Genomic DNA, 25482 nt, shown 5'->3' on the forward strand with positions numbered 1-25482 from the left:
TTTGCGAAGCGTCACCGGAACGAACGCCGCAATGCGCAATCATTAGAGCGTGGATATCAAAAGGAGATGCGCATGCTCATCAGGTCACTGACCCTGGCTACCCTGCTGGCGATTGCCGGCCCCCTGTTCGCCGCCGATGGCGACTCACCGCTGGACATGGACAAGGGCAGGTCCCGGCCACTGATTGTCATCGCTCCAAGCACCGTTGACCCAACCTGGTTGGGTCTGAAAAAGTCGCTGGATGAGCCGGCCAATCGCAAGGGCTTCACCGATCGCAACATGGTGCTGTACACCGTGCTCAACCTGATGGGCCAACGCGACGGCAAGGACTTGGGGCCGCAAGACACGGCGGCATTGATCCGCTCGCTGAAGATGGGCGCCGGCGCCAAGACCAAAGTGATTCTGGTCGGCAAGGACGGCGAAAAGAAATTCGAACAAGCGGATACCGTCAAGCTGGAAGAGATTTTCGCTGCCGTCGACCAGTTGCCAGCGGCTGAGAAAGAAACCCCGCCGCCTACTATAGCAACGCCTGCCGCCGAGCCAGAACCTGCCGCCAAAGGCGCCAAAACCACCAAAAACAGCAAGCCGGCCAAACCCACCAAACCCCCTGAAATGCCGGACGACTGATCTTGTAGCAGCTGCCGAGCCTGCGAGGCTGCGTCCGGCTGCGCAGCAGTCGTAAAACCTGCAACCGCGTTCTTTCAGGTGCACTGCATTCGCCGGATAACGACTGCTGTGCAGCCGAACGCGGGCTGCGCCAGCTGCTAAAGGATTGGGTTACCAGTTGTAGCGACTGCCCTCAATGCTGAAAGTGATTTTTAGGGTTGAGCCAGGAAGTGATGAATGACGTTGGCGAGGACCGGGGCAAAAGGCTGAAGGCTTTGGCCTGCAACCGGTGCTTTCAGGTCCTCCAGCAACAGGTCCAGAAACTCTTCGTCTTCAAACTGCAAGTCTTCGGGAGCAGTGTTCAGGCTGTAAATCAGTGCCTCGACCAACTGTTTGCGCGAACCAATCAGGCCTCTATTGCTGTCCTCGGAATGACCCAGGTTCAATGTCTCGATGGAAACCCTGGCCCGCTCGGTTTTTCCCGTTACCAACCCGGACAAATAAAACCTCAATTCGGTTTCGCATTCGACCATCAACGGCGTAAGTGGCAGGTGTCGTGTATTTCGGCCATGACCGCATTGATGGATACGCTGGCAACTGGCGACGATGTTGGAAAAATCCAGGGTTCGATTCGGCGCGAGATCCTGGGCCTCAAGATGTTCGTTATGGGCGCTATCAACCGTGATCGACTGACAGCAATACGCGCATAAGCCAAATTGTTCAGAGATGCACGAAGAGCGAATCGAGCTTCTCTCTGCAGGAGGCAAATCCCTGTAACGCGACGTCCTGTTTGAGCTTCTGAAACGAGTCAACGAAGTCGGCTCCGTGCCCTTGTCGATTTTACGCACGACGCAACTCCAGTTTACGGATCAACAATGCAGCCTTCGCTAGCTCCAGATGACCTTCGGGAAGCTCATTTGAAAGCGCGGCGAAGAGCCCTTTGGCGTTTTCCAGATCACCATCCTGCAAATGCTTGATCAACTGGTTCAGGCGTTTTTGCACTTCGCTGTTGCGCACATCGGTGTCCATGACTTCAAGCAGCACCTGATTGGCATCCAGCCCATACAAACCATTGTGTTCGCGCAGCTCGCCATCATCGAGCACGTAACACAACACACCTTTTGCGTCGCTGATGACCAATGGTGAATGGGTGGTCAGGACAAACTGGCAATTGGGGAAAGTCTCGCTCAATTGCCGAATCAGACTGCGCTGCCATTTGGGGGGCAGGTGCAGATCGACCTCGTCGATCAGGACGATGCCGTCTCCTTCCAACGGGTTGTCCAGCGACTGATTCATCATCGCCAATCGGCGCGCGATGTCGCCGACCAACGCCATCAGCGACTTTTCCCCCTGCGAGAGTTGCGAGACGTTGAGCGTAACGCCGTCCTTGTCGATGGCCATGTGCAGGCGGGGTTTGCGTTGCACGCGCAGGTTGCTGAACCCGGGCATGAAAGCAGCGATGGCGGAACGGACGGCTGTTAGCTGACGATCACGGGAAGATGCCTTCAGCTGGGAAAGGGTTTTCCAGATATCACTGTCATTGCCGAACCTCGCGGAAATTTCGGCCAATGCGGTATCGGAAACGCCGGTTTCGTTTTCGCTGTCTTCGCGTTCGCGAAACCATTCGAAGAAACGGCGGAAGTCGACGCCGCGGTTTAATGCGTTGTCGTAGCCGTCGAGTTGATCGAAGGTGTGTTTGGTGCGGATTTTTAGAGGTATTTCCAGAACTGAGCGTTCTACAGGGTAGTAGGCGATCAGGGGGAGTGAGGCTTTATCGTCTGCTGCCAGCTTGTTGCGATAGTGGTCAGCCAGGCGCGTGGCATCCACTAACCCGCTATGTACAGCGGTCTTTCTCCCTCTTTTACCGCGGGCAGTGGTCCAAACGAACAAAACATCTTCAGGGTAAATTCAGGAAAATTTGAACGTGACGGTGCGCGGTCTATCACAGCAATCGCAACAACGGCGACTGAACCCCCGTTTCGAATGTCTTCATTTGTAAGGTAGCTACCATTGCCTTTTTCAGAGCGAATCCTGGCAACCAACCAGCTCAAAGCGGTGGCTAGTGATTTTAAAAGGGTAGTTTTCCCGGCACCGTTGTTCCCCACCAGTACCGTCACGTTCGAGGAGTGTTCTGGGGTGGGGGCCAAGTGAACGTCCACCTCGGTGAATCGACCGACATCCGTGAGCTTGAAACTGTTGATTTCCATTACAACGCCCTTTAACGGTCAGTCGGTTTGAATACTTGATCGTGCATTATGTCATTCCCGACCACGGATTGATCCGACGGCGTTCGCAGGCTTGGGGGCAATAAATACAACGGTTTCACCCGCATCACAACCGGCATGAGTAAAAAGGTATTTGTAACGAGATGCTCATGGACATGAGTGTAGGCAAGAGCTCTCATCTACTTCGGAAGTTTCCTGCAAGGCACGGCGGCGTTGGTGAACTGGTGCGATTTGGGTCGCATCGATACCCTTTTTCAGCCGCTGCAAAATCAGCGGCCGGACGTGGAAGTCTGTTATTTTGCTGCTGGCGCGCAATCGCTCGTAAACACTTGTTGGCGTTTTTTATGTCAACATTGTCGTGTTATGGCGGCTGTGCGCGGGGCACTCGCGAGTGCGCCGGGTTCCAGTAGCCCCGGTCTTCCACACCGCGCATAGCTGCCACCCTCATGTGGAAATGGGGATGGTTAGCTCCCATAACTTGCTACTGGAGCTTCACAATGAAAAAAGTAACTCCCAGTCCTCCCGAATCCCCTTCCGATCCACTCGAACCCGCACCACTCTGTGACACCACCGAACCCGCCATCAGCGCCCGCCTGCGCAACCCCAGACAATCCGACCCTGTCAGCCACATCTTCACCATCATCCCCGGCGTCGACACTCCAACCCTGTTATGCCACGCCAGCGAAACCCTTGCCTCCCTCAACGTTCTGATCACCGATCTGGCCTGCGATCTGGAAAGTTCCAAGCGCAATGTGGCGCTGTCGATTCAGCAATTGGCAGTGGTGGGGGAGTTGTTGGTGAACAAGGCGCTGGACAATATCGATCCGCCATAAGGCGCATCGGGTGCTGAACTGATCCGAAGGAAAATGGGCGACCTCAAGAGGTCGCCCATTTCTATCGCCACAAAAATCCGTAGCAGCTGCTACAGCGAGGGCAGGGCACTCAGTATTTGATGCGCAATCCTGACCCGCTGCGCATTCGGATAATTCTTGTTCGCCAGAATCACAATCCCCATGTCCTTCGACGGCACGAACGCAACGTAAGCCCCAAACCCGCCAGTCGAACCGGTCTTGTTGATCAGCAAGTCGTGCGCTGGCGCTTGTGGTGGATTCAACCATTGGACTTTGTGCGGCTCCATTGCCATCGGCGTCGAGTTGCCCGCCAGCAGTTGGTCGAGGGTAATGGGGTAGCGATACAGCTCCCACCCCAGGCCTTGGGTCATGTTGTCGACGGTGTAATAGCCGGTGTGCGTCAACGCAATCGCCTGCTGCAACGTTTTTTCCAGGTGCGACGGTTTCAGGTTCGCTTCAACGTATGCCAGCAAATCCACAGCGCTAGTTTTTACCCCGTACGCTTCGGAATCCAGCGCCCCCGGCCCGACCCGCACCGGTTTGTCGTCCTTGTTGTATCCCTGGGCATAAAGCCCCATCTGGTCCTGCGGCACTTTCAGGTAGGTGTGTTTCAGGCCGAGTTTCGGTAGCAGGGTGTCTGCCATCACCTCATCGAACGGCTGACCCAGGCTGTGCGCGGCCAGGTAGCCGAACAAGCCGATGCTGGGGTTCGAATACAGTCGGTGGCTGCCGGGGGCGTAAGCCGATTTCCACTGTTGGTAGTAGCCGAGCATGTTGTCGGGTGAATCGAATTCAGCAGGGAATTGCAGCGGCAAGCCGCCGGCGCTGTAGGTGCCCAGTTGCAATACGCTGATGTTGTCGAAGGCGCTGCCGCGCAAGGCTGGCAGGATCTGGCCGGCCTTGTCGTTCAGGGATAATTTGCCATTGGCTATGGCATAGGCGGCGAGAGTGGCGGTGTAGGTCTTGCTGACCGAGCCGATCTCGAACAGGGTGTTTTCAGTGACCGGTTTGGCGGTTTCTTTCGATGCCACGCCGTAGTTGAAGAAGTGCTGCTGGCCGTTGACGGTAACAGCCACGGCGATTCCGGCAATGCCTTCTTTCTGCATGACCGGTTTAACAGCGGCATTCACCACCGACTCGATGGGGTCCTGTGCGACGCATTGGCCTGCGGTCAGCAGTCCCAGGCAAACCGCGAGCGTTTTCAGGCGATCCATGTTGATGTTGTCCGTTGTTGATTCAGATGCGCGCCATTCTAGGCGGTAAAACCTCGATCTTTAAACCCGGGCCGTTGATGGGCGGCTCGGGTTTATGGCGATGGGCACACTAACGGTGTATCAACGCACCAGGCACGGCCGCTTGTTATCGAACTTCCAGCCCGGAATCAAAAACTGCATGGCCACGCTGTCATCCCGCGCACCGAGGCCCATGCCTTTGTACAGCTCATGGGCCTTGGCCACTTGGTCCATGTCCAGTTCCACGCCGAGTCCAGGTTTGTGCGGCACCTGCACGCAACCGTCGACAATTTGCAGCGGGGCCTTGGTCAGGCGCTGGCCGTCCTGCCAGATCCAGTGGGTATCGATGGCGGTGATCTCACCCGGTGCGGCGGCTGCAACGTGGGTGAACATCGCCAGGGAAATGTCGAAGTGATTGTTGGAATGCGAGCCCCAGGTCAGGCCCCATTCGTGGCACATCTGCGCCACGCGAACCGAACCTTGCATGGTCCAGAAGTGCGGGTCGGCCAACGGGATGTCGACCGATTGCAGCTGGATCGCGTGGCCCATTTCCCGCCAGTCGGTGGCGATCATGTTGGTCGCGGTTTTCAGGCCCGTGGCGCGACGGAACTCGGCCATGACTTCGCGGCCCGAGTAACCATTCTCCGCGCCGCAGGGGTCTTCGGCGTAAGCCAGAACGTTGTGCTGATCGCGGCACAAACGGATGGCTTCCTTCAGGGACCAGGCGCCATTCGGATCGAGGGTGATGCGTGCATCGGGGAAGCGTTCGGCGAGGGCGGTGACCGCTTCGATTTCGGCATCGCCGCTGAGCACGCCGCCCTTGAGCTTGAAGTCCTTGAAGCCATATTTCGCGTGGGCGGCGACTGCCAGTTGCACCACGGCATCGGCAGTCATGGCTTTTTCGTGACGTACGCGGAACCAGTCGTTGTCGGCCTCAGGCTCACTGCGGTAGGCGAGGTCGGTTTCGTTGCGGTCGCCGACATAAAACAGGTAACCGAGCATCTTCACTTCGTCACGTTGCTGGCCTTCGCCGAGCAGGGCCGCGACCGGTACGTCCAGATGCTGGCCGAGCAAATCGAGCAGCGCGGCTTCAAGTCCGGTCACCGCGTGAATGGTGATGCGCAGGTCGAAGGTCTGCAAACCACGACCACCGGCATCACGGTCGGCAAAGGTCTGGCGCACTTGATTGAGGATTTTCTGGTAAGTGCCGATCGGGCTGCCGACCACCAGGCTGCGCGCGTCTTCGAGTGTCTGGCGGATGCGCTCGCCGCCCGGTACTTCGCCAACACCGGTGTGGCCGGCATTGTCTTTGAGGATCACGATGTTGCGGGTGAAAAACGGGCCGTGGGCGCCGCTCAGGTTGAGCAGCATGCCGTCATGACCGGCCACCGGAACAACCTGCATGCTGGTGATGATCGGGGCTTTGGCGGTGTCTTGTGCGATCATTTTTCTATCCTCTCAAGCGTGACGGGGCGCGGCGTCAACCGACGGGACGGCGGGCGCGGATTTGGGTTTGTTGCGTGCGGCGAAGACGATGATTGCGGCGATGATCGAGGTCGCGGCCAGGCCGTAGAGTCCGCCCTGAATCGAGCCGGTGCGTTCTTCCAGCAGGCCGAACGTGGTCGGCGCGACGAAGCCGCCGAGGTTGCCCACCGAGTTGATCAATGCGATGACGCCTGCGGCGATTCGTGCGTCCAGATACGCTTGGGGAATTGGCCAGAACAGCGACGACGCCGATTTGAAACCCAGCGCCGCAAAGCAGATCGCAACGAATGCGAAGATCGGCCCGCCCGTGGTGGACATGAACATCCCGGCAGCAGCAATCAACAATGCGACGGCAACCCAGGCTTGCTGGTGCTTCCACTTGGACGACAGCGAAGCGAAGGCGTACATGCCGATGATCGACAGCAGCCATGGAATCGAGTTGAACATGCCGACCTGGAAGTCGCTGAGGTCACCCATCTTCTTGATGATGCTCGGCAGCCAGAACGTCGCGGCGTAGATGGTCAACTGGATGAAGAAGTAGATCACGCAAAACAGGATGATCTGCCGGTCCTTGAGCAGCTTGCCCAGCGACGGCTTGATCGGCGTCGCGGCTTCGCGGGCCAGTTGTTCGTCGTCAATGGCCTTGACCAGCGCATCTTGCTCGTCGCGGGTCAGCCATTTGGCGTCGTGGGGTTTGGAGTCCAGCCAGAACCAGACGAAGGCACACAAGCCCACCGAGAACATGCCCTCGATGAAGTACATCCATTGCCAGCCGTGCATGCCGAATCCGCTGATTTGCAGGAGCAGACCGGACAGGGGGCCTGAGATCAGCGAAGCAATCGCCGAGCCGCTGAGGAAAATCGCGATCGCCTTGCCGCGCTCTACGCCGGGCAACCAGCGGGTGAAGTAGTAGATCACCCCGGGAAAGAATCCGGCCTCGGCTACACCCAGCAGGAATCGCAGGATGTAGAAGTGGGTTTCGTTCTGGATGAATGCCATGCCTGCAGCGACAAGGCCCCAGGTCAGCATGATGCGGGTCAGCCAGATGCGTGCGCCGACTTTTTGTAGAAGGATGTTGGAGGGCACTTCGAACAGCGCGTAACCGATGAAGAACAGACCGGCACCCAGACCGTAGGCGGCAGCGCCGATGCCCAGGTCGTGTTCCATGTGGGCGCGGACGAAGCCGATGTTCACCCGGTCAATGTAATTGACGATGAACATGATGACGAACAGCGGCAGGACATGACGTTTGACTTTGGAGATGGCGGACTTCAGCACGGAATCGGCGTCGTCGTTCATCCCGGAAATGGATGTATTCACTGCGTTTTCTCCCACTCGTTATTTTTATGCGGGGTGTAACGGGTGTTGCGTTGTTGCTAGACATCATACAACTGGTTTTTTTTGTTCTGCAATAGGATTTGTCTAACAAAATGGCGGTGTTTCGAAGGTTGTTGATCTTTTTAGGCGCTGAAGAATTCTTGCTTGTACTTGGAAAAGTCCATTTTGTTGAGTGTTGTCATACAAGTTTGGGTGAGTTTTCATGAGAATCTGGCCGTGCGCGGTGCTACGATTCCGCTAGCTCTGCTTTTGGATGACCGCCATGCAAGAAGACCTCGACGCACCTGCCCGCAAGCGCAGCCACAATCTGGCCCACGATCTGGTGGCCAAGCTGACCCAGAGCATCCTGCTTGGGCAAATGTCACCCGGCGACAAGCTGCCGTCTGAGAACTCGATAGTTCAGGAGCACGGTGTCAGTCGCACGGTCGTGCGCGAGGCGATCTCGAAATTGCAGGCGTCGGGACTGGTGGAAACCCGTCACGGCATCGGCACGTTTGTGCTGGAGAGGGCACCGGAGCAGGGGTTACGGCTGAATGTCGATACCGCGCTGGGCGTGCGCAGCATTCTGGAGTTGCGCATGGGCCTGGAAACCCAGGCGGCGGCGCTGGCGGCGATTCGCCGAACGGATCAACAACTGGCGCAGATGCGCGAATCCCTCGACGACTATCAAAACCTGCTGGCCAACAACGACAGCTGTGTCGAGGCCGACCGGCGCTTTCACCTGCTGATCGCCGAGGCCACCGGCAACGTGTGCTTCACCGAAATCATGCAGCACCTGGGCAGCGCCATGATCCCGCGAACCCGGGTCAACGCGGCCGAACGCGGCGCGGTGGACCTGAGTAAATTAGGGCAACTGGCCAACCTTGAACACGAGGCGATTCTCAACGCCATCAAACGCCAGGACCCTGACGCGGCGCGGGCGGCGATGTGGCTGCATTTGACCAACAGCCGGGACCGGTTTTCGCCTGGCTGATTTGCGGGTAAACCCACAGGGATCTATATCGTTCAGGCATTGGCCACTTGAACCACCACTCGCCGCTCCAGATTCAACGCCAACACACTGATCAACACCACCACCGCACCCACCCCAACCATCAGCGTCGGTCTCTCGCCAAGCGCAAAAGAAGCAATGAGCATCGCCATCGGCGGTACCAGATACAGCGTCATCGTCGCCCGGCTCAGGTCCACATGGGCCAGCACATAGGCCCAGGCCAGATACGCCAGTGCGCTCGGGAAAATCCCCAGGGCAAACACCGCCAACTGCACACGCTGCGGCGCATTCACCACCTGATCCACCAGCCCCGGCAGGAAAACCAACAGCAGCGCGGTGCCGGACCAGACCGTGTAGCACACCAGCGTCAACCCGTCGTAACGCCCGGTGTGATGCTTTTGCAGGCCGAAATAGAGACTCCACGACAGCGCCGCCAGCAGGATCAGCAAACCATGGGCATCGATGCTGCCGAAGCCATGATCCCCCGCCACCACAATCACCACGCCGACCAATCCCAGTATCACGCAGCCCCACCGCCAGAGGCTCACCCGATCCTTGAACACGAAACGCGCGAGCAAGGTACTGAACAGCGGCGTCGTCTGCGCCAGCACACTCGACGCACCGGCGCTGACACCTTGTTGACCGAAATTGATCGCCACGTGATGCAGGCTCACCGCGAAGAACCCCAACCCGAACAGCAGCGGCAGATCACACAGTTTCGGCAGGTGAATACCTCGCCAAATCGCGACCACGGCCATGAACACCGAAGCGATCAGAAAACGCAGCAACGCCAGGTGCACGGGGTCGTAGGCCAGCAATCCGATGTGAATGCCGGTCGGGGAGTAACCCCAGCAGGCCACGACAAAAGCCATGGCCAGGATGATTTTCAGAGGGGAGGGCGTGAGTGGATTCATGGTCGTTCATCGGTGGGGTATGCACCGAGTATCGGAATCCTGATAGTTCGCCACAACTGACTTATACTGTGCGAATCGTTCACTTTTGGTGATGTATGGAGCTGGCACAGATTCGCATGTTCAAGACCGTGGCCGAGGTGGGTAGCATTGCCCGTGCCGCCGAGGTGCTGCATTGCGTACCGTCGAATATCACGGCGCGCATCAAGTCGCTGGAAGCCGAGTTGGGTGTCGCGCTGTTTCTGCGCGAGGGGCGCGGGTTGCGCATCAGTCCGTCGGGCCAGACCTTTCTGGCCTACGCCTCGAAAATTCTGGCCCTCACCGCCGAGGCCAAACGCGCAGTGGACCCTTCGGCCGAACCGTCCGGACCATTGCGCATCGGTGCCATCGAGTCTTCGGCCACCGGGCGCTTGCCGCGTTTGCTGGCGAAATTCCACAAGCGTTTCCCGCAGGTGGCGCTGGAGCTGACCACCGGCACTTGGGCCCAGTTGCTCGACGACACGTTCAATCACAAACTCGACGGTGCAATCGTCGCGGTTGACGTCGAGCGCTCGCAGCTCAAGCGCACGCCGATGTACCGCGAAGAGTTGCTGGTGATTGCCTCAACCTCCCTAGGACCGCTGCACGATGTGGCGGACCTGCACGACAAGACCATGTTCCTTTGGCCCCAGGGCTGCCCCTACCGGGCGGCGATGGAGCATTGGTTATTGCGCAACGGGTTGTCGTTGCCGATTGTCAGCCTGGCCAGCTACGGCGCGATTGTCGGTTGCGTCAGCGCCGGGGCCGGCGTGGCGCTGGTCACAAAAGGGGTTTTCGATCAATACGCCAAGGGTGCCGGGTGCGTGGCATTCGAGTTTCCTGAACTGACGGCAATCGAAAGCCTGTTTTACTGGCATGAAAACGCCGGGGTACACCCGGCGCGGGAAGCGTTTGTGGCGATGTTGCGCGAGGAATTCGCTTAGGCGGTCCACCTGCTGGGGGCTTACGTTGCGCTGATATCGGGCATCAACAAGCCAAAATTCAGATCCACCGCATCCGGAGTCGGCAAAGACACCGTGTGCCCATCACCGGGCGCCACTTCGATGGGCTCACCTTTGACATTCTGCAACTGATGCAAATCAAAGTGAACGTTGCCCTTGGGCGTCATCAGGCCGCGGTCGAACGACTGTCTCAAAGGGTTTAATAATCTGGATCTATGCTTGATGAATAAACCGATGGCACTCGCGCGGGCCGTCGTGGCCTAAGCATCAGGGCGTACTTTTGCGACCCGGTGGATTGGCATGGATCGGACATGAACGAAGAGACGCTCAAAGACAAATCGCTGGCCGTTTTGCTGTTGCTGGTGAGCATCGCTTTCGTCTGGATTCTGTTGCCGTTTTACGGCGCGGTATTCTGGGCCGTGATCCTCGGAATCCTGTTTGCCCCCTTGCAGCGTCGTCTGCAATTGAAGTTTGGCTGGCAGCGCAACCTTACGTCGCTGCTCACACTGGGCATCTGCCTGTTGATCGCGATCCTGCCAGTGATCGTCTTGAGTATCTTTCTGGTCCAGGAAGGGACAGCGCTTTACAAAAGCATCGAAAGCGGCGAGCTGGACATCGCCGGTTATGTGGCGCAGTTCAAGCACAGCCTGCCGCCATACTTTCAGCATCTGCTTGACCGCTTCGGCATGGGTGAGCTGAACGGCTTGCGCGAGAAAATCATCAAGAGCGCGATGACCGGCAACGAATTCTTTGCCACCCAGGCCTTCAGTTTCGGTCAGGGCACATTCGAATTCATCGTCAGTTTTTTCATCATGCTGTACCTGCTGTTTTTCTTCCTGCGCGACGGTGCAGAGCTCGCGCGCAAAGTGCGCATGGCCGTGCCACTGGAGGAAAACCAGAAACGCCGCTTGCAACTCAAGTTCAATCGCGTAGTGCGGGCCACCGTGAAGGGCAACCTGCTGGTGGCGATCACGCAGGGCGCATTGGGCGGTTTGATTTTCTGGTTTCTGGACATCCCCAGCGCATTGCTCTGGGCGGTGTTGATGGCGTTTCTGTCGCTGTTGCCGGCGGTGGGTGCGGGGATTGTGTGGGCGCCGGTGGCGGCGTTTTTCCTGTTTACCGGGGCGATCTGGCAAGGCGTAGTGCTGGGTTTGTTCGGCGTATTCGTGATCGGTCTGGTAGACAACGTGCTACGTCCGATCCTGGTGGGCAAGGATACGAAAATGCCGGACTACATGATCCTGATTTCTACCCTCGGCGGCCTGGCGATTTTCGGCCTCAACGGCTTTGTCATCGGCCCGTTGATTGCGGCCCTGTTCATGTCGAGCTGGGCCATTTTCATCGAAACCAAACCGCGGGTTCAGCTGCCTTAAGCGCTGAGTTTGCCTTGCAGGCCGGCGCTGATTTGCTGCGATAACGCCTGGGCGTCGGGCAGTGAGGTGAGTGGGCCGCTGATTTGTTCGCCGTCCTGGACCAGATACCAGCAGGCAAGCATTCCGAGCGCTCTGAGCGGTGCGGGAACGGCGCTGCCAATAACGGACATAATCTGAACCTGAGACATCATAAGTACCTCCATCAATCTATGGAGCTACCTTACGGGTCGAGCGAAATTTGCGACAATCACCGTTTTCGATAGTGGTCATTGACGCCGTTGTGGCTAACCGACCGTCTGTCGGTCAGTCGACCACCTGATCGAGCATATGCACCACTTCCTGCTCGTTGAGCAGGCCCTTACGCACCAGGTTTTGCGTCAGCAGCGAGAGGAACTTGGCGCTGCGGTGACCTTCCAGGTGCTTGAGTTCGGTCAGGGCGTTGTACACCTTGCTGGAAGTGCACAGACCGACAATGCGGTGCGGGTTCTGCGTTGGCATGAGGGCGTCCTTGTTGTTATCAACCTGTTGTTGGCGGACAGGTCCAAGCTTGCGGATCTGACATGACATATATATGGCGGTTTCCCCCAAATGAAGGGGGCGAGTCAATCTTGCCTGCTTGAACAGCCGATACTGTCCCGATAACGACATTGACGCGATTTATCCAGACGGTTGCCGACGAACGGCCACAAAAAAGCCCCGCGCCCTTGGGCGGGGCCTTGAGTCTGTCACCAGCGGCCATAACCGTGGGGAGGGCCGTAGTAACCGCGTGGCGGGCCGTAATAGCCACGGGGTGGTCCGTAGTAGACCGGCGCCGGACGGTAATAGATCGGCTGTTGCACGTACACCGGTGCCGGCTGGTAGTAAACCGGTGGTGGCGGTGGCGCGTAATAAACCGGTGCCGGCTGCGCGTAGACCGGTTGCGGTGCGACATAGACTGGCCGGTTGGCGTTGATCAGAGCCGAGCCAACGATGGCAGTACCGACGATCGCTCCAAATACCGCCGCGTCATTACCACCACCATGGGCTTGCGCCTGTCCTGCGATAGCGAGCGCGCCGATCAGCAAGGCAACTGTGGGGATTTTACGGATCATGATAGTTCCTCGGTTCTTCGCCCCGGCGCTTGTGTCTGCAATAGACCCAAGGATTGTCGCGGGGATACTTCTAAGACAGCGTTTTTTTGAAAATCAGCACAGCCGCTGGGTAAATTTTGTGTAAGGTCTGTATCGGCTTGCTTACGGTGGTTTGCAACTGTATGCCGCCACGCGAACATGATCGAACAGAACACGATGGGCTGGCTAATCCCGTCCATCCGAAAGTGCATTGCAAGGAGATCCGCATGCAGATGAACCCGAATAAAGACACCCAACTGTGCATGTCCCTGTCGGGGCGCCCCGGGAACTTTGGCCTGCGATTTCACAATCATCTGTATGAACAACTGGGGCTGAATTTCTACTACAAGGCGTTCAGCAGCCAGGATTTGACTGGTGCAGTGGGCGGCATTCGTGCCCTGGGCATTCGTGGCTGCGGCGTGTCGATGCCGTTCAAGGAGGCCTGCATTGCCTTGGTCGACGAGATGGATCCGTCTGCGGCCGCCATCCAGTCGATCAACACCATCGTCAACACCGACGGCCATCTCAAGGCCTACAACACCGATTACATTGCCATTGCCCAATTGTTGCAAACCCATGAGGTGCCCAAGCAGACAACCTTTGCCCTGCGCGGCAGCGGCGGCATGGCCAAGGCTGTGGCCAGTGCCTTGCGCGATGGCGGTTACAAAAGCGGCCTGATCGTGGCACGTAACGAGCGCGCCGGCCGGGCGTTGGCCGACTCCCTGGGTTATGAATGGCAGGCAGAACTGGGTGCCCGGCGCCCGCAGATGCTGGTCAACGTGACTCCGGTGGGTATGGAGGGTGGCGCCGAGGCGGGTCAACTGGCGTTCGAGGCTGATGTTATCCAGGCTGCAGACATCGTCTTCGATGTGGTGGCGATTCCTTCAGAAACCCCGCTGATCGTGCGGGGTCGTGCCGAAAGCAAGAAAGTGATCACCGGGCTGGAAGTGATTGCAATCCAGGCGCTGGAGCAGTTTGTGTTGTACACCGGCGTGCGGCCGACTGAGGAGCAGTTTCAGAAAGCGGTGGCATTTGCCCGCAGTTAGGAGGACTTCATGTATCCACCTATCCTCAACGTGAACCAGGTCGCTTTGGAGCCGAGCTGCGCTACCTCGCCGTCAGAACGCAGCAGTCACCGGAGATCTGCGAGTACCCGGATTCGGGCAAGTATGCGGTGATGGATGATTTCAAGGTGGATGCCGAGGGCAATGCTTCGGGATTTGTTGCGGTGGCCCGGCAGGAGGATGGCATCGATTGCTGGGACGGTGAATAGCTTGTAGCAGCTGCCTCGCAGGCTCGGCAGCTGCTACAGACCGCGTGTTTTATTCCAGCCGCGCCAACCGCTCTTCCAGCGCCGCAATCCGCGCTTCCAGCTCTTCAATCCGTTCAACCGAAACACCACTGCCGGCACCGCGCTCGCTCGGATTCTGCCGCGCCGCAAGGATCGCCTCGATATCCGCCGGATCGCCCATTGCATGGGTATATCGGTCTTCACGCTGCCCGGCCTGACGCGGAATCAACACCGCCAGTCCTCGCGCAATCAACCGCTCCAGCTGATGCACCACCTGTTCGGCATCTTCAAACTCATGCATGCGGCCACTGCGGGTCAGCAGTTCATTGACCGTCTGCGGGCCGCGCAAAAACATCAGCCCGGTCAGAATCACTTGCGCTGGCACCAGTTCCAGCGCCTTGTCGACCTTGTGCTCCCAGCGGTCGGCACGACTGCCCATCACCAGTTTGGTGAAACCACGTCCCTCAAGCGCACGCAGGCTCTGGCCGACCTGACCGGGGGTGAGGTTCATCACCGGCTCGCGGCTGGTTTTCTGGTTGCAGGCAATCACCAGGGCATTGAGCGTCAGCGGATAGGTTTCCGGGCTGGTGGCCTGTTTCTCGATCAACGAACCCAGAATGCGGATTTCCGTGCTGTTGAGCCGTGGTTCGTCGAACGTCGTTTCTTGCTCAGTGCTCATGTTCTGCATCCTTAGCCGATTCATGTTTTTCACTTGCGTGGGCGCACTTTGACATCGCCCGTTCGGACTAAGCAAGGCTAACGATTCTGCCGGACCCGGACGGCGCCGCGATGGAGTTTGCATTCAGCGACGAACAGGAAATGATCCGCGCATCGGCCGAGGGTTTCCTCGCCGATGTTTCGGACTTGGCCGCTGTACGCGCGGCGATGGTCAGTGAACGAGGCTTCGACGAGGCCCTCTGTAAGCCAAAGTGTACGGCAGCTGAAAAAGACCCGTCTCGGGAGGGGCGTGCATGGCTATAATCGACCCACGTTCCAAAGCCGATCACCTGTAGGCGCGAGCTTGCTCGTGAAGAACTCAAACGCAACGCGTTCAACCAGACAGGACGCGTTATCGTTAACGTCCTTCGCGAGCAGTCTCGCGCCTACAGGTGTCCGGCGTTTTCCTCAGTCACTACACGAGACCTGCCATGACCATTTCCCTGTACGACGCTTCCATCCCTGTTCTCCAGCAAATGCTCAACGCCCTTAGCGGTGTGCTGAAAAAGGCCGAAGCCCACGCCACCGAGAAAAACATCGATCCGAACGCGTTCCTGCAAGCGCGCCTGTTCCCGGACATGTTCCCACTGGTGCGTCAGGTTCAGATCGCCGTTGATTTCGCCAAAGGCATTTCTTCGCGTCTGGCCGAAGTCGAACTGCCGAAGTACGACGACACTGAAACCACCTTCGCCGAGCTGCAAGCGTTGATCGCCAAGGTTCTGGCCTACATCGGCGAGTTCACGCCGGAGCAGATCAACGGCAAGGAAAACATCGAGATCGTGACCCGTCCGGGCACGCCTAAAGAGAAGCGCTTCAGCGGCCAGTCCTACCTGCTGACCTACGGCCTGCCGCAGTTCTTCTTCCACGTCACCACCACTTACGCACTGCTGCGCCACAACGGCGTGGAAGTGGGCAAGCGCGATTACATGGGCGCGTTCTAAATCGTCCAGCTACAAAAAGCCCCCGGAGCCTTAGGCTGCGGGGGCTTTTTCATGTGTGCGCGGTCTCCTGTGGGAGCGAGCAGGCTAGCTCCCACAGGGATTTGTATCATGCCAGGCGTTCTGCTTTGGCCTCTTCACCCAGGCAAGCCGCCGCGGTGAACAGCACATCGGTGGAGGAATTCAGCGCGGTTTCCGCCGAGTCCTGTAATACGCCGATGATGAAACCAACCGCCACCACCTGCATGGCGATTTCGCTCGGGATGCCGAACAGGCTGCACGCCAGTGGAATCAGCAACAGCGAACCACCGGCGACACCTGAAGCTCCGCAAGCGCAGATTGCCGCAACAACGCTGAGCAGGATCGCCGTCGGAATGTCCACGGCGATGCCCAATGTGTGCACGGCCGCCAAGGCCAGCACGGTGATGGTGATCGCTGCGCCGGCCATGTTGATGGTCGCGCCCAGCGGGATCGATACCGAATAAGTGTCTTCGTGCAGGCCCAGGCGCTTGCTCAACTCCAGGTTGACCGGAATGTTCGCCGCCGAGCTGCGGGTGAAGAAGGCGGTGATGCCACTTTCGCGCAGGCACATCAGCACCAGCGGATACGGGTTGCGACGCAGCTTCCAGAACACGATGAGCGGGTTCATCACCAGTGCCACGAACAACATGCAGCCCAGCAGCACGGCCAGCAGGTGCGCATAGCCGATCAGGGCGCCGAAACCGGAAGTGGCCAGGGTTGAAGCCACCAGGCCGAAGATGCCCAGCGGGGCGAAGCGAATCACCACCCGCACGATCACAGTCACGCCGTTGGACAGATCACCCAGCACTTCACGGGTGGTGTTGCCGGCATGGCGAATGGCGATGCCCATGCCGATGGCCCACGCCAGAATGCCAATGAAATTGGCGTTCATCAGGGCACTGACCGGATTGTCGACCACGCTCAGCAACAAGCTTTGCAACACTTCGCCGATACCGCCAGGCGCAGACACAGCAACATCCTGAGTCGACAGCACCAGGCTCGACGGGAACATCATGCTGGCAACCACCGCAACCACAGCGGCGGAAAAAGTGCCCAGCAGATACAGGAACAGAATCGGGCGGATGTGAGTTTCCTGACCGTGTTTGTGGTTGGCAATCGACGCCATGACCAGCACGAACACCAGAATCGGCGCGACGGCCTTCAGGGCGGAAACAAACACTTTGCCAATGAACGCGGTGGACTTCGCCGCTTCAGGCGCAACCAGGGCCAAGGCAATACCGGCGATCAGGCCAATCACGATTTGCGTGACCAGGCTCAGGCGTTTAAGGCGCTGCAATAGAGAAGGGGATGAAGCAGTCATAAAACGGCATCTCAGATTTTTTATAAGTGCGAGGTTTCACCGCTCTGCGGGGCAGACCACAGGCAGGAAACCGAGAGTGAAACACGGGGCTAATGCCAGCGCTGATTTTTGTGGCGAGGGAGCAAGCGACCTCGCCACAACGAGGCGCGGACTTTATCACAGCGCAGGTGCGATCTTTCAGGCCTGTGACGAACTGCCACCCCGGTATTCAACGCGAATTGCAGGTTCGTGCAACCGCATCCGGAAACACTCTGTTAAGATTCGCCATCCTCATTTTCATCTGCCAGTGAGCCTTCGGGCGATCGCTGGTGTTGTCGTTTTTTGGAGTTTTGCATGCTGTTTCCCATTCTTCTGTTGTCTGCCGCCGGGTTCACGGTGCTGACCACGGAATTCGTCATCGTCGGCCTGTTGCCGGCCATCGCCCGTGACCTCGACGTCAGCATCCCGCAGGCCGGTTTGCTGGTGACGCTGTTTGCCTTCACCGTGGCCGCGTTCGGGCCGTTCCTCACCGCGTACTTCGCCCGCTTCGAGCGTCGCAAGCTGTTTATTTCGATACTGATCATGTTTGGCCTGGCCAACACGCTCGCGGCGCTGGCGCCGAATATCTGGGTGATGGCCTTTGCCCGCTTGATCCCGGCGCTGGGGTTGCCGGTGTTCTGGGCCTTGGCCAGCGAAACGGCGGTGGACATCGTCGGGCCGGATTACGCAGGTCGCGCCATCGCCAAGATCGGCTTTGGCATCGTCTGCGCCACGGTGTTCGGCATTCCGGTGGGCACGCTGATTTCCGATGCATTTGGCTGGCGCAGTGCCTTCGCGATTCTGGCGGTCATCGCCTTTGCCAAGGCGTTGCTGCTGTTTATCTACCTGCCGAAAACCAGCCTGCACCAGCATCAAGTCAGCTTTCGTTCGCAGTTCAAGATCCTGCGCAGCCCGCTGATGCTCGGTCATGTGCTGCTGTCGGTGATCGTGTTCAGCGGCATGTTCACCGCGTATACCTACCTGGCGGACATTCTTGAGCGACTGGCCGGCTTCAACGGCACTGTGGTTGGCTGGTGCCTGATGGGCTTCGGTGCGGTCGGGCTGATCGGCAACTCTTTGGGCGGTCGTGCGGTGGATCGTCACCCGCTGATGGCGTCGATGATGTTCTGCGCGTTCATGATTGCTGGCCTGGTGGCGCTGGTGCCGAACATTCATTCGCCCCTCGGTCTGGCGGCGGCGATGGGTATCTGGGGCGTGACCCAGGCGGCGTTGTTTTTGGTCAGTCATGTGCGCCTGATGAAAGCCGCACCTGAGGCACCGGCGTTTGCCGCGTCGCTGAACATTGCCGGGGCCAACCTCGGTATCGGTCTGGGTGCGATGATCGGTGGTCGGGTGATCGACAGCGTCGGCCTGCAAGGCCTTGGCTTTGCCGCCGCGGCGTTTATTCTGGCTTCGATTCTGTTGGCCATCGCGTTGATGACGTTCAAACCGCGCGAAGAAATCACAGCGCTGTAAACAACTCGCGTCGGGCACCTTCAGTAATGGCGACAATGCCGGGGTGCTTGACCTTGCGCTCCACGGAGATGGCGTAAAACGACTCACTCACCGCGTCGGTCTGGCCAATCACCTCCACGCCGCATTGGCGTTTCACTTCGTCGGCGATCACGCTCGGGCCGATAAAAATCCCGCTGCCGGATTGACCGAAGGCCTGCATCAGGGCGCTGTCGTCGAACTCGCCGACAATCTGCGGCTGGATCTGTTGTTCGGCGAACCAGCGTTGCAAGCGGCTGCGCACTACGGTTTCCGGTCCCGGAATCAGCAACGGTGCGCCGTGCAGGTTACGCGGGAAGTCCTGGCCGAATCGTACCGCCAACTCAGGGGTCGCGAAGAAACTGATCCCGCATTCACCGAGCTTCTGGCTGTAACCCTTGATGTCCAGGTGCGACGGCATCGGGCTGTCGGAAATCACCAGGTCCAGGCGCTGGATCGCCAGGTCGGCGAGCAGGCGTTCCAGTTTGTCTTCGCGGCAGGTGATGCGCAGCGGCTCACTCAGTTCCATGGTCGGCGCGATCAGGCGATAGACGATGGACTTGGGCACCACGTCAGCTACGCCGACCCTGAACAGGATCTGCTGTTCATTGGGTTGCGCCCGCAACATCAACTCCAGTTCACCACCCAACTGAAACATTTGCTCGGCGTAGGGCAGGGTCTGCCGGCCGGCCTCGGTCAGTTCAAGTTGCCTTCCTACGCGTCGAAACAACTCGATGCCATAGGTTTGTTCAAGCAGTGAAATCTGCCCGCTGATGGTCTGCGGCGTGAGGTTCAGCTGTTCACAGGCGCGCACGATGCTGCCGGTTTTGGCCACCACCCAGAAGTAATGCAATTGCCGATAGTTGAGCATGTTCTTCTACAGTTCGTAAAAACCGAAGTATAACCGCTAAAAATACGAATTTTCCTGAAGTATCTGCTTCCCTAGAATGCCTCGCTATCAACGGGCCGTCGTTTCGGTCTCGTTCGTTATATCGAGGGAAGCATCATGAAACTTAAAGCCACGGCGCTGTTGGTCACCTCTTTACTGGTATTGGCCGGTTGCGACCAAGCCGAAAAAAGTGCCCAGCAATTGATGGGCAAGGCCGCCGAAAGCGCGAAACAGGCCATCGACGATACCCATAAAGCCGCCGAGCAAGCGCTCAGTGATGCCACCGGCGGGCTGATCAGCAAAAAAGAATCATCGGAAAAAGACTCGGAAAAAACCGAATCTTCCTCCCAGGAAATCTAAACCGTCTTACAACGAGTCAGGACTGACCCATGGAATACCTTTTACAGTTAGCCGCCAGCCCAACAGCCTGGGTCGCCTTGGCCACCCTGGTGGTGATGGAAATCGTGCTTGGCATCGATAACCTGATCTTCATCTCGATCCTGACCAACAAACTGCCCGAGCAGCATCGGCAGAAGGCGCGGCGCATCGGTATCGGCATGGCGTTGATCCTGCGACTGGGCTTGCTGAGCACCATCGCCTTCATCGTCCAGTTGACAGCACCGGTAATCGAAATTTTCGGTCATGCGTTCTCGTGGAAAGACATGATCCTGATCGCCGGTGGCCTGTTCCTGTTGTGGAAAGCTACGACCGAAATCCATCACAGCATGGACCCGGCGCCGGAAGATCCTACGTCGAAGACCTCGACCGTGACCCTGGGCTTTGCCGCTGCGATCGGTCAGATCCTGATGCTGGACATGGTGTTTTCCATCGACAGTATCATTACCGCTGTCGGCATGACCGAGCACTTGCCGATCATGATCATCGCAGTCGTGGTGTCGGTACTGGTAATGCTGTTCGCGGCTGATCCGCTGGCCAAGTTCATCAACGACAACCCGACGGTGGTGATGCTGGCCCTGGGCTTCCTGATCATGATCGGCATGACGCTGATCGCCGAAGGCTTCGGTGCCCACGTACCGAAAGGCTATGTGTATGCCGCCATGGCATTCTCGGCTGCGATTGAAGTGCTGAACATGATGTCCCGCCGGGCGAAGCACAAGCGCGTTGCCACGGAAGCGTAATCGCCGCTAAACGAAACGGCCGCCTGAACTCGACAGAGTCCAGGCGGCCGTTTTTTATGTGGGGCCGGAAAACGTCAGTGCGCGGTTGCGTGACGTGCAGGCGGTTTTTCGGCTTTTGCCATGGGCGTCGTTTGAACAGGGTGGTGATGGTGTCGACGAGTGACACGCAAAACTCCCCACAACATGGCAGCGGCGACGGCCAGCCAGCCGGAAATCAACATTACGATTGTCATTGTCAGGCTCATCGATGCCTCCTCTTTGCCCTGCAGCGGGCACACACGCTATGCAAGTGACAGTCTAGTCGCTGCCGTGTTTCAGGCTATTGACCGAAAGTCGCCTGGCACCAACCAGTTCGCTCTATCGAAAGCAATCAACTACCGGTTAAGGCTATACCGCTGCCGCGCGGCGTCCTATGATCGATGCACAAGCCAGAAGCGGATTGCCTGGCGTTTGAACAAGAGAGTGATGATGGTGCGGGTAATTTCTCGAATTCTTTCGGTGGCGGTGATCGTGGGTTGTGTCGCCAGTCTTTCTGGTTGCGCGGGGAGCGTTGCGCCGCAGATCAAGCGGCTGCCGGAGCGGGTCGAACTCACTGGCCGGTTCTATAAGGGCGTAGCGAATCAAAGCGGGCCGCAGGTGCTGGCGAGCATGTTGTCCCAGCAAGGCATTGTGATCACCCCGGGGTTGCTCGACAAACCGCTGCGTTTGCCGGGCGCCGAAGCCCAGTTGCAACAGAACATGCAGAACCTCGCCCGTGAATACGGGATGATGGTTTATCCGCTGGACAGCAATTTGCCAGCCTTGCTGACTCAGGTGGCCGCCGGATATCCAGTGATGGTGCGGTTCACCGAGGGTTCGGCGCTCTGGGCTGAGCCGCGTTATGCGATCCTGTCGGGTTATAACCGCCAGAAACAGACCGTGCTGCTGCGCGCCGGGATGGACCAGCGCTTGCTGATGAGCTTCGGTTCGTTCGAATCAGCTTTCAAGGATGCCGGTGGATGGGCGGTGCTGATTCAGTCGCCGACGCAGATTCCGGCGGAAGTCGATCAGCAGCGCTGGCTCAAGGCGGCGAACGATCTGGCCCAGGCCGGCCAGGAGCAGGCGGCGGCGAAGGCCAAAAAGGCGCTGAACGCGCAGTAAGCCCGTTCGTCATTTGCCTGGCACCCCGGCGTGTTGGCGCCCTCTGAACCAGTAAGGCCCGGATCTTTTCGGGCCGTGATCAGGAGGCGTCCATGGCACATTCCACTACCCCTGTCGGCCCGCATTCGTCCGAGCATTCGTCCGGCGATGAGCTCGGATTCGATCCCGACTCTCCTGACCTTGCCGATCCTCAGGTCGATCCCATCGGACCGGCCAAGGCGCCCAGGGATGTTAAGCCGGGTGACAATCCCAAGGCTCCGGCAAAGCCCTATGATCCACTTGGCGATCTGAAACCTTAGGTCTCATGGAGGTGCTTATGTCTACCGATTCGAGTTTCAACGACAAACGTCCGGAAACGGTCCCGACCACTCCTGAAGAGAGTATCGATCCGGTGCTGGATCCGGACAGTCCGATGCGAGATCCGCTGGCTCGTCCCACCGTGGCACCCACTGAGCATCCGCAAGGCTGGCGAGACCCGAGCAAAGGGGATGGCATTCCGGATGACGACCAGATGCCGCTGCCCAACGATTAATTCGAGACGAAAAAAAGCCCCGACTGTCGGTAATGCTGTTCACTTAACCGATGGAGCAAACAACCGAAAACCTGTGGCGAGGGAGCTTGCTCCCGCTGGACTGCGCAGCAGTCCCATTTTTCAGGGCCGCTTCGCGCCCCAACGGGAGCAAGCTCCCTCGCCACAGATTCAGTGTTCGTCCTTAAGTGAACAGCATTGCCGACTGTTCGGGGCTTTTTCATGCGCTTTCAGAAAAATTACTTTGAAGCCTCAACCACACCGCTCTGGCGCTGCTTGAGGTTCTTGTCTGCCTTGTACTGCAGGGCTACGGAAGGCACGTTTGCGCTTTTGCCGCTCTCTACCCAATTGCGCATGCGCGTGGCATCGGCAAAGTGGGTGTACTTGCCGTAGGCGTCAAGGATCACCAAGGCAACCGGGCGGTTACCCATTCGGGTCACCAGTACCAGGCAGTGACCTGCTTCGTTGGTGAAACCGGTTTTGGTCAGCTGGATGTCCCAGTCCGGCTTGCGGACCAAGTGGTCGGTGTTGCGAAAACCCAGGCTGTAGTTGGGTTTTCGGAACGTAACGGTTTTTTCCTTGGTCGTGCTTAACTCGGTCAGCAGCGGGTACTTGTGTGCGGCGATCAACAGTTTGCTCAAATCGCGAGCGGTCGAAACGTTGCGCGGGGAGAGGCCCGTTGGTTCGACAAAATGGGTATTGGTCATGCCCAGGGCGCGAGCCTTGGCGTTCATTGCAGCAATGAACGCGGCATAGCCACCCGGATAGTGATGGGCCAGGCTCGCAGCGGCGCGGTTTTCGGAGGACATCAGGGCGATCAGCAGCATCTCGCGGCGCGGCAGTTCGCTCTTGAGCTTGACCCGCGAGTACACGCCTTTCATTTCCGGCGTGTCGCTGATGTTGATGTTGATGTATTCGTCCATGTTTTGCCGGGCTTCAACCACGACCAGGCCGGTCATCAGTTTGCTGACGGAAGCGATGGGGACAACTACGTCGGGATTGCTGGCATAGATGACTTTGTTGGTCTGCATATCCAGCAGCAAAGAGCTGCCGGAAGCGAGCTTGAGTTGCGAGGTATCTCGAGGCGCTGCGGTGGTTTCGCCAGCGCTGGCGATTGGCGTGATGAAAGTCCCTGTAACTGCAAAAACTAGGCTCAGGATGGAAAGACGGATTTTCACGCTGGCAGACTCATAAAGTGTTGATACGCCGTTTATGTAACGGGCTATTTCGTAAAAAGCGCGACATTCTGGAGTATGGCTGAATAACTGTCGATGGTTGTTCAAGTAACAGGTGAAACTCCCGGAAAACATGAAAAAAATGTTATTTTCCGGCGGATGGTCGAAGCTGTCCCGCGGGCAAAAAAGAACCCCGCCATGGGCGGGGTTCCTTGTGTCGCGGACTACCTCTGCAACCGGACTTAACTGTGCAGGGTTTCGGCGGCGTACAGCGTGTTTTCCAGCAGGCAGGCACGAGTCATCGGGCCGACGCCGCCCGGTACCGGAGTGATCCAGCCAGCGCGGGGCAGAGCGGTTTCGTAGATCACATCACCGACCAGTTTGCCGTCTTCCTGGCGGTTGATGCCGACGTCGATCACGATCGCGCCTTCCTTGATCCATTCACCCTTGACCAGGCCCGGTTTGCCGGCGGCCACTACCACCAGGTCAGCGCGACCGACGTGGCCGGCCAGATCCTTGGTGAAGCGGTGAGTGACGGTCACGGTGCAACCGGCCAGCAACAATTCCATCGCCATCGGGCGGCCAACAATGTTGGACGCGCCGACGACCACGGCATTCATTCCATACAGGTCGGCACCGGTGCTTTCCAGCAGGGTCATGATGCCTTTGGGCGTGCACGGACGCAGCAGTGGAATGCGCTGGGCCAGACGACCGACGTTATAAGGATGGAAGCCGTCGACGTCCTTGTCCGGGCGAATGCGCTCCAGTAATTTGGACGCGTCCAGGTGTTCCGGAAGGGGAAGCTGCAACAGAACGCCGTCAATCGCCGGATCGTCATTCAGGCGATCGATCAGATCGGCCAGCGCTTCTTGAGTGGTTTCGGAAGGCAGGTCATAGGCTTGGGAAAGGAAGCCGACCTCTTCACAGTCTTTACGCTTGTGCGAGACATAAACCTGAGAGGCAGGATCGCTGCCGACCAGGATCACCGCGAGGCCGGGCGTGCGCAGGCCTTGCTGGCGACGCTCGGTAACCCGTTGGGCGATCTGCTGGCGCAGGCTGGCGGCGATCGATTTGCCGTCGATTAGTTGTGCAGTCATTGCGCGTGATTAACCATCGAGAGGGGAAAAAAAGAGAACGCATTCTCGCATGTCATGCGGTGAGGGCAAAGGCGCTTGGTCTGCAAATTCCCCTAACTCCTTTAATTAAATGAATTTTTTTTAAAAAGGATTTGACGACCTCAGGGGGGCTCTATACTATTCGTCGCACTTGTCGGGCACAGCCTAGCACTGGTTAAGAAGGTCGAACGGAATTACAGTTCTGCAAGACTGACAAGCACTTAGTTTGTAGTCCTTCAAGGGTACAGCTAATAAGGCGCCCGTAGCTCAGCTGGATAGAGCATCCGCCTTCTAAGCGGATGGTCGCAGGTTCGAGTCCTGCCGGGTGCGCCATTAGGCAGCTTTGGCACAAGTAACGCAATATGGTGGGCGTAGCTCAGTTGGTAGAGCACGGGATTGTGACTCCCGTTGTCGTGGGTTCGATCCCCATCGTCCACCCCATATTTCGAAAAGGCGCCAGATTAACAGTCTGGCGCCTTTGCTTTAAAAAGCTTCACTCCGCGGATGTGGTGGAATTGGTAGACACACTGGATTTAGGTTCCAGCGCCGCGAGGCGTAAGAGTTCGAGTCTCTTCATCCGCACCAAATAAAGCTTCG

Annotated in this window: 26 protein-coding genes, 3 tRNA genes and 5 pseudogenes; 17 read left to right on the plus strand and 17 right to left on the minus strand. The window is 58.1% G+C overall.

Annotation, left to right across the window (positions count from 1 at the left end; genetic code table 11):
* Positions 1-72: 72 nt before the first annotated feature.
* The gene (locus ACNYC6_RS23415) at positions 73-627 is read left to right on the plus strand and encodes a DUF4174 domain-containing protein (RefSeq protein ID WP_419709367.1); all 555 of its coding nucleotides are present in this window, start codon (positions 73-75) and stop codon (positions 625-627) included.
* A 191-nt stretch (positions 628-818) separates the two neighbouring features.
* Here the strand turns inward: ACNYC6_RS23415 and ACNYC6_RS23420 are convergent, their stop codons facing one another.
* A complete protein-coding gene (locus ACNYC6_RS23420; RefSeq protein ID WP_419709368.1) occupies positions 819-1454 on the minus strand; it encodes a TIGR02646 family protein in 636 nt (211 codons plus the stop codon).
* Positions 1447-2813, minus strand: a pseudogene (locus tag ACNYC6_RS23425) (AAA family ATPase). Before ACNYC6_RS23425 ends, ACNYC6_RS23420 begins: the two are co-directional and overlap by 8 nt.
* A gap of 515 nt (positions 2814-3328) precedes the next feature.
* Between ACNYC6_RS23425 and ACNYC6_RS23430 the strand changes: the two are divergent.
* Complete coding sequence (locus tag ACNYC6_RS23430) at positions 3329-3664, plus strand: DUF6124 family protein (RefSeq protein WP_419709369.1); 336 nt, start codon at positions 3329-3331, stop codon at positions 3662-3664.
* Between the two features lie 89 nt (positions 3665-3753).
* Here ACNYC6_RS23430 and ampC read toward each other — a convergent pair whose 3' ends face one another.
* The 3 genes from ampC to ACNYC6_RS23445 all read right to left on the minus strand — a co-directional run bounded on the left by ampC (position 3754) and on the right by ACNYC6_RS23445 (position 7719).
* A complete protein-coding gene (gene ampC / locus ACNYC6_RS23435) occupies positions 3754-4896 on the minus strand; it encodes a class C beta-lactamase (RefSeq protein WP_419709370.1) in 1143 nt (380 codons plus the stop codon).
* A gap of 120 nt (positions 4897-5016) precedes the next feature.
* Complete coding sequence (gudD, locus tag ACNYC6_RS23440; protein WP_419709371.1) at positions 5017-6360, minus strand: glucarate dehydratase; 1344 nt, start codon at positions 6358-6360, stop codon at positions 5017-5019.
* A 12-nt stretch (positions 6361-6372) separates the two neighbouring features.
* Positions 6373-7719 carry an MFS transporter gene (locus ACNYC6_RS23445; RefSeq protein WP_419709372.1) on the minus strand — a complete coding sequence of 449 codons (1347 nt, stop codon included), beginning with the start codon at positions 7717-7719 and terminating at the stop codon, positions 6373-6375.
* Positions 7720-7999: 280 nt separating this feature from the next.
* Between ACNYC6_RS23445 and ACNYC6_RS23450 the strand changes: the two genes are divergently transcribed.
* Positions 8000-8710 (plus strand): FadR/GntR family transcriptional regulator, encoded by a 711-nt coding sequence (locus tag ACNYC6_RS23450; RefSeq protein ID WP_419709373.1) that lies wholly within the window; start codon positions 8000-8002, stop codon positions 8708-8710.
* 32 nt (positions 8711-8742) lie between these two features.
* Here ACNYC6_RS23450 and ACNYC6_RS23455 read toward each other — a convergent pair whose 3' ends face one another.
* Positions 8743-9642 (minus strand): DMT family transporter, encoded by a 900-nt coding sequence (locus ACNYC6_RS23455; protein ID WP_419709374.1) that lies wholly within the window; start codon positions 9640-9642, stop codon positions 8743-8745.
* 95 nt (positions 9643-9737) lie between these two features.
* On the opposite strand from ACNYC6_RS23455, the gene ACNYC6_RS23460 reads away from it, so the two are divergent.
* Positions 9738-10601, plus strand: a complete 864-nt coding sequence (locus ACNYC6_RS23460; protein WP_419709375.1) for a LysR family transcriptional regulator — start codon at positions 9738-9740, stop codon at positions 10599-10601.
* Between the two features lie 20 nt (positions 10602-10621).
* Here ACNYC6_RS23460 and ACNYC6_RS23465 read toward each other — a convergent pair.
* Positions 10622-10789, minus strand: a pseudogene (locus tag ACNYC6_RS23465) (U32 family peptidase C-terminal domain-containing protein); the annotation flags it as partial.
* Positions 10790-10930: 141 nt separating this feature from the next.
* On the opposite strand from ACNYC6_RS23465, the gene ACNYC6_RS23470 reads away from it, so the two are divergent.
* The gene (locus ACNYC6_RS23470) at positions 10931-11992 is read left to right on the plus strand and encodes an AI-2E family transporter (protein ID WP_419709376.1); all 1062 of its coding nucleotides are present in this window, start codon (positions 10931-10933) and stop codon (positions 11990-11992) included.
* Here the strand turns inward: ACNYC6_RS23470 and ACNYC6_RS23475 are convergent.
* From ACNYC6_RS23475 to ACNYC6_RS23485, 3 genes are all read right to left on the minus strand, one after another.
* Entirely contained in the window at positions 11989-12180 is a 192-nt protein-coding gene (locus tag ACNYC6_RS23475; RefSeq protein ID WP_419713003.1) for a hypothetical protein, read from the minus strand. The two genes, ACNYC6_RS23470 and ACNYC6_RS23475, sit on opposite strands and share 4 nt — an antisense overlap.
* 115 nt (positions 12181-12295) lie before the next feature.
* Positions 12296-12490: a hypothetical protein gene (locus ACNYC6_RS23480; RefSeq protein ID WP_034149937.1), complete on the minus strand. Its 195-nt coding sequence runs from the start codon at positions 12488-12490 to the stop codon at positions 12296-12298.
* 227 nt (positions 12491-12717) lie between these two features.
* On the minus strand, positions 12718-13083 hold the full coding sequence (locus ACNYC6_RS23485; RefSeq protein WP_338581984.1) for a hypothetical protein: 366 nt from the start codon (positions 13081-13083) through the stop codon (positions 12718-12720).
* A 245-nt stretch (positions 13084-13328) separates the two neighbouring features.
* Between ACNYC6_RS23485 and ACNYC6_RS23490 the strand changes: the two genes are divergently transcribed.
* A complete protein-coding gene (locus ACNYC6_RS23490) occupies positions 13329-14147 on the plus strand; it encodes a shikimate 5-dehydrogenase (RefSeq protein WP_419709377.1) in 819 nt (272 codons plus the stop codon).
* A 50-nt stretch (positions 14148-14197) separates the two neighbouring features.
* A pseudogene (locus ACNYC6_RS23495) lies at positions 14198-14374 on the plus strand (cupin); the annotation flags it as partial.
* A 49-nt stretch (positions 14375-14423) separates the two neighbouring features.
* Here ACNYC6_RS23495 and ACNYC6_RS23500 read toward each other — a convergent pair.
* Positions 14424-15071, minus strand: coding sequence for a YceH family protein (locus ACNYC6_RS23500; RefSeq protein WP_419709378.1), 648 nt, complete (start codon positions 15069-15071; stop codon positions 14424-14426).
* Between the two features lie 469 nt (positions 15072-15540).
* On the opposite strand from ACNYC6_RS23500, the gene ACNYC6_RS23505 reads away from it, so the two are divergent.
* Complete coding sequence (locus ACNYC6_RS23505) at positions 15541-16050, plus strand: DUF1993 domain-containing protein (protein WP_416129287.1); 510 nt, start codon at positions 15541-15543, stop codon at positions 16048-16050.
* A gap of 106 nt (positions 16051-16156) precedes the next feature.
* On the opposite strand, the gene sstT is transcribed toward ACNYC6_RS23505, so the two are convergent.
* Positions 16157-17389, minus strand: coding sequence for a serine/threonine transporter SstT (sstT, locus tag ACNYC6_RS23510; protein WP_419709379.1), 1233 nt, complete (start codon positions 17387-17389; stop codon positions 16157-16159).
* A 333-nt stretch (positions 17390-17722) separates the two neighbouring features.
* Between sstT and ACNYC6_RS23515 the strand changes: the two genes are divergently transcribed.
* The gene (locus ACNYC6_RS23515; RefSeq protein WP_419709380.1) at positions 17723-18883 is read left to right on the plus strand and encodes an MFS transporter; all 1161 of its coding nucleotides are present in this window, start codon (positions 17723-17725) and stop codon (positions 18881-18883) included.
* Here ACNYC6_RS23515 and nhaR read toward each other — a convergent pair.
* Positions 18870-19769: a transcriptional activator NhaR gene (nhaR, locus tag ACNYC6_RS23520; protein WP_419709381.1), complete on the minus strand. Its 900-nt coding sequence runs from the start codon at positions 19767-19769 to the stop codon at positions 18870-18872. The two genes, ACNYC6_RS23515 and nhaR, sit on opposite strands and share 14 nt — an antisense overlap.
* A gap of 135 nt (positions 19770-19904) precedes the next feature.
* Here nhaR and ACNYC6_RS23525 point away from each other — a divergent pair, with 135 nt between their 5' ends.
* Both ACNYC6_RS23525 and ACNYC6_RS23530 read left to right on the plus strand, forming a co-directional pair.
* Positions 19905-20147: a hypothetical protein gene (locus ACNYC6_RS23525; RefSeq protein ID WP_419709382.1), complete on the plus strand. Its 243-nt coding sequence runs from the start codon at positions 19905-19907 to the stop codon at positions 20145-20147.
* 29 nt (positions 20148-20176) lie between these two features.
* Positions 20177-20926 (plus strand): TerC family protein, encoded by a 750-nt coding sequence (locus ACNYC6_RS23530; RefSeq protein WP_419709383.1) that lies wholly within the window; start codon positions 20177-20179, stop codon positions 20924-20926.
* Positions 20927-21000: 74 nt separating this feature from the next.
* Here the strand turns inward: ACNYC6_RS23530 and ACNYC6_RS23535 are convergent, their stop codons facing one another.
* A complete protein-coding gene (locus ACNYC6_RS23535; RefSeq protein WP_419709384.1) occupies positions 21001-21171 on the minus strand; it encodes a hypothetical protein in 171 nt (56 codons plus the stop codon).
* A 167-nt stretch (positions 21172-21338) separates the two neighbouring features.
* Here ACNYC6_RS23535 and ACNYC6_RS23540 point away from each other — a divergent pair.
* The 3 genes and pseudogenes from ACNYC6_RS23540 to ACNYC6_RS23550 all read left to right on the plus strand — a co-directional run bounded on the left by ACNYC6_RS23540 (position 21339) and on the right by ACNYC6_RS23550 (position 22598).
* Positions 21339-22066 (plus strand): annotated as a pseudogene (locus ACNYC6_RS23540) (peptidase C39 family protein).
* A gap of 92 nt (positions 22067-22158) precedes the next feature.
* Positions 22159-22365, plus strand: coding sequence for a DUF6021 family protein (locus ACNYC6_RS23545; RefSeq protein ID WP_015094297.1), 207 nt, complete (start codon positions 22159-22161; stop codon positions 22363-22365).
* A gap of 17 nt (positions 22366-22382) precedes the next feature.
* Positions 22383-22598: a hypothetical protein gene (locus ACNYC6_RS23550; protein ID WP_338581969.1), complete on the plus strand. Its 216-nt coding sequence runs from the start codon at positions 22383-22385 to the stop codon at positions 22596-22598.
* Positions 22599-22668: 70 nt separating this feature from the next.
* On the opposite strand, the pseudogene ACNYC6_RS23555 reads toward ACNYC6_RS23550, so the two are convergent.
* The 3 genes and pseudogenes from ACNYC6_RS23555 to folD all read right to left on the minus strand — a co-directional run.
* A pseudogene (locus ACNYC6_RS23555) lies at positions 22669-22764 on the minus strand (N-acetyltransferase); the annotation flags it as partial.
* Positions 22765-22834: 70 nt separating this feature from the next.
* On the minus strand, positions 22835-23773 hold the full coding sequence (gene pbpG / locus ACNYC6_RS23560) for a D-alanyl-D-alanine endopeptidase (protein ID WP_419709385.1): 939 nt from the start codon (positions 23771-23773) through the stop codon (positions 22835-22837).
* 239 nt (positions 23774-24012) lie between these two features.
* Entirely contained in the window at positions 24013-24867 is an 855-nt protein-coding gene (gene folD / locus ACNYC6_RS23565; RefSeq protein ID WP_056854741.1) for a bifunctional methylenetetrahydrofolate dehydrogenase/methenyltetrahydrofolate cyclohydrolase FolD, read from the minus strand.
* A gap of 274 nt (positions 24868-25141) precedes the next feature.
* Here folD and ACNYC6_RS23570 point away from each other — a divergent pair.
* The 3 genes from ACNYC6_RS23570 (at position 25142) to ACNYC6_RS23580 (ending at position 25470) form a co-directional block, all read left to right on the plus strand.
* Positions 25142-25218: transfer RNA gene (locus ACNYC6_RS23570), tRNA-Arg, on the plus strand.
* A 32-nt stretch (positions 25219-25250) separates the two neighbouring features.
* A tRNA-His gene (locus tag ACNYC6_RS23575) sits at positions 25251-25326 on the plus strand.
* Between the two features lie 59 nt (positions 25327-25385).
* Positions 25386-25470: transfer RNA gene (locus tag ACNYC6_RS23580), tRNA-Leu, on the plus strand.
* The last annotated feature ends 12 nt before the right edge of the window (positions 25471-25482 follow it).

It is taken from the genome of Pseudomonas sp. NFX224 (assembly GCF_048565165.1).
Classification (GTDB): Bacteria; Pseudomonadota; Gammaproteobacteria; order Pseudomonadales; family Pseudomonadaceae; genus Aquipseudomonas.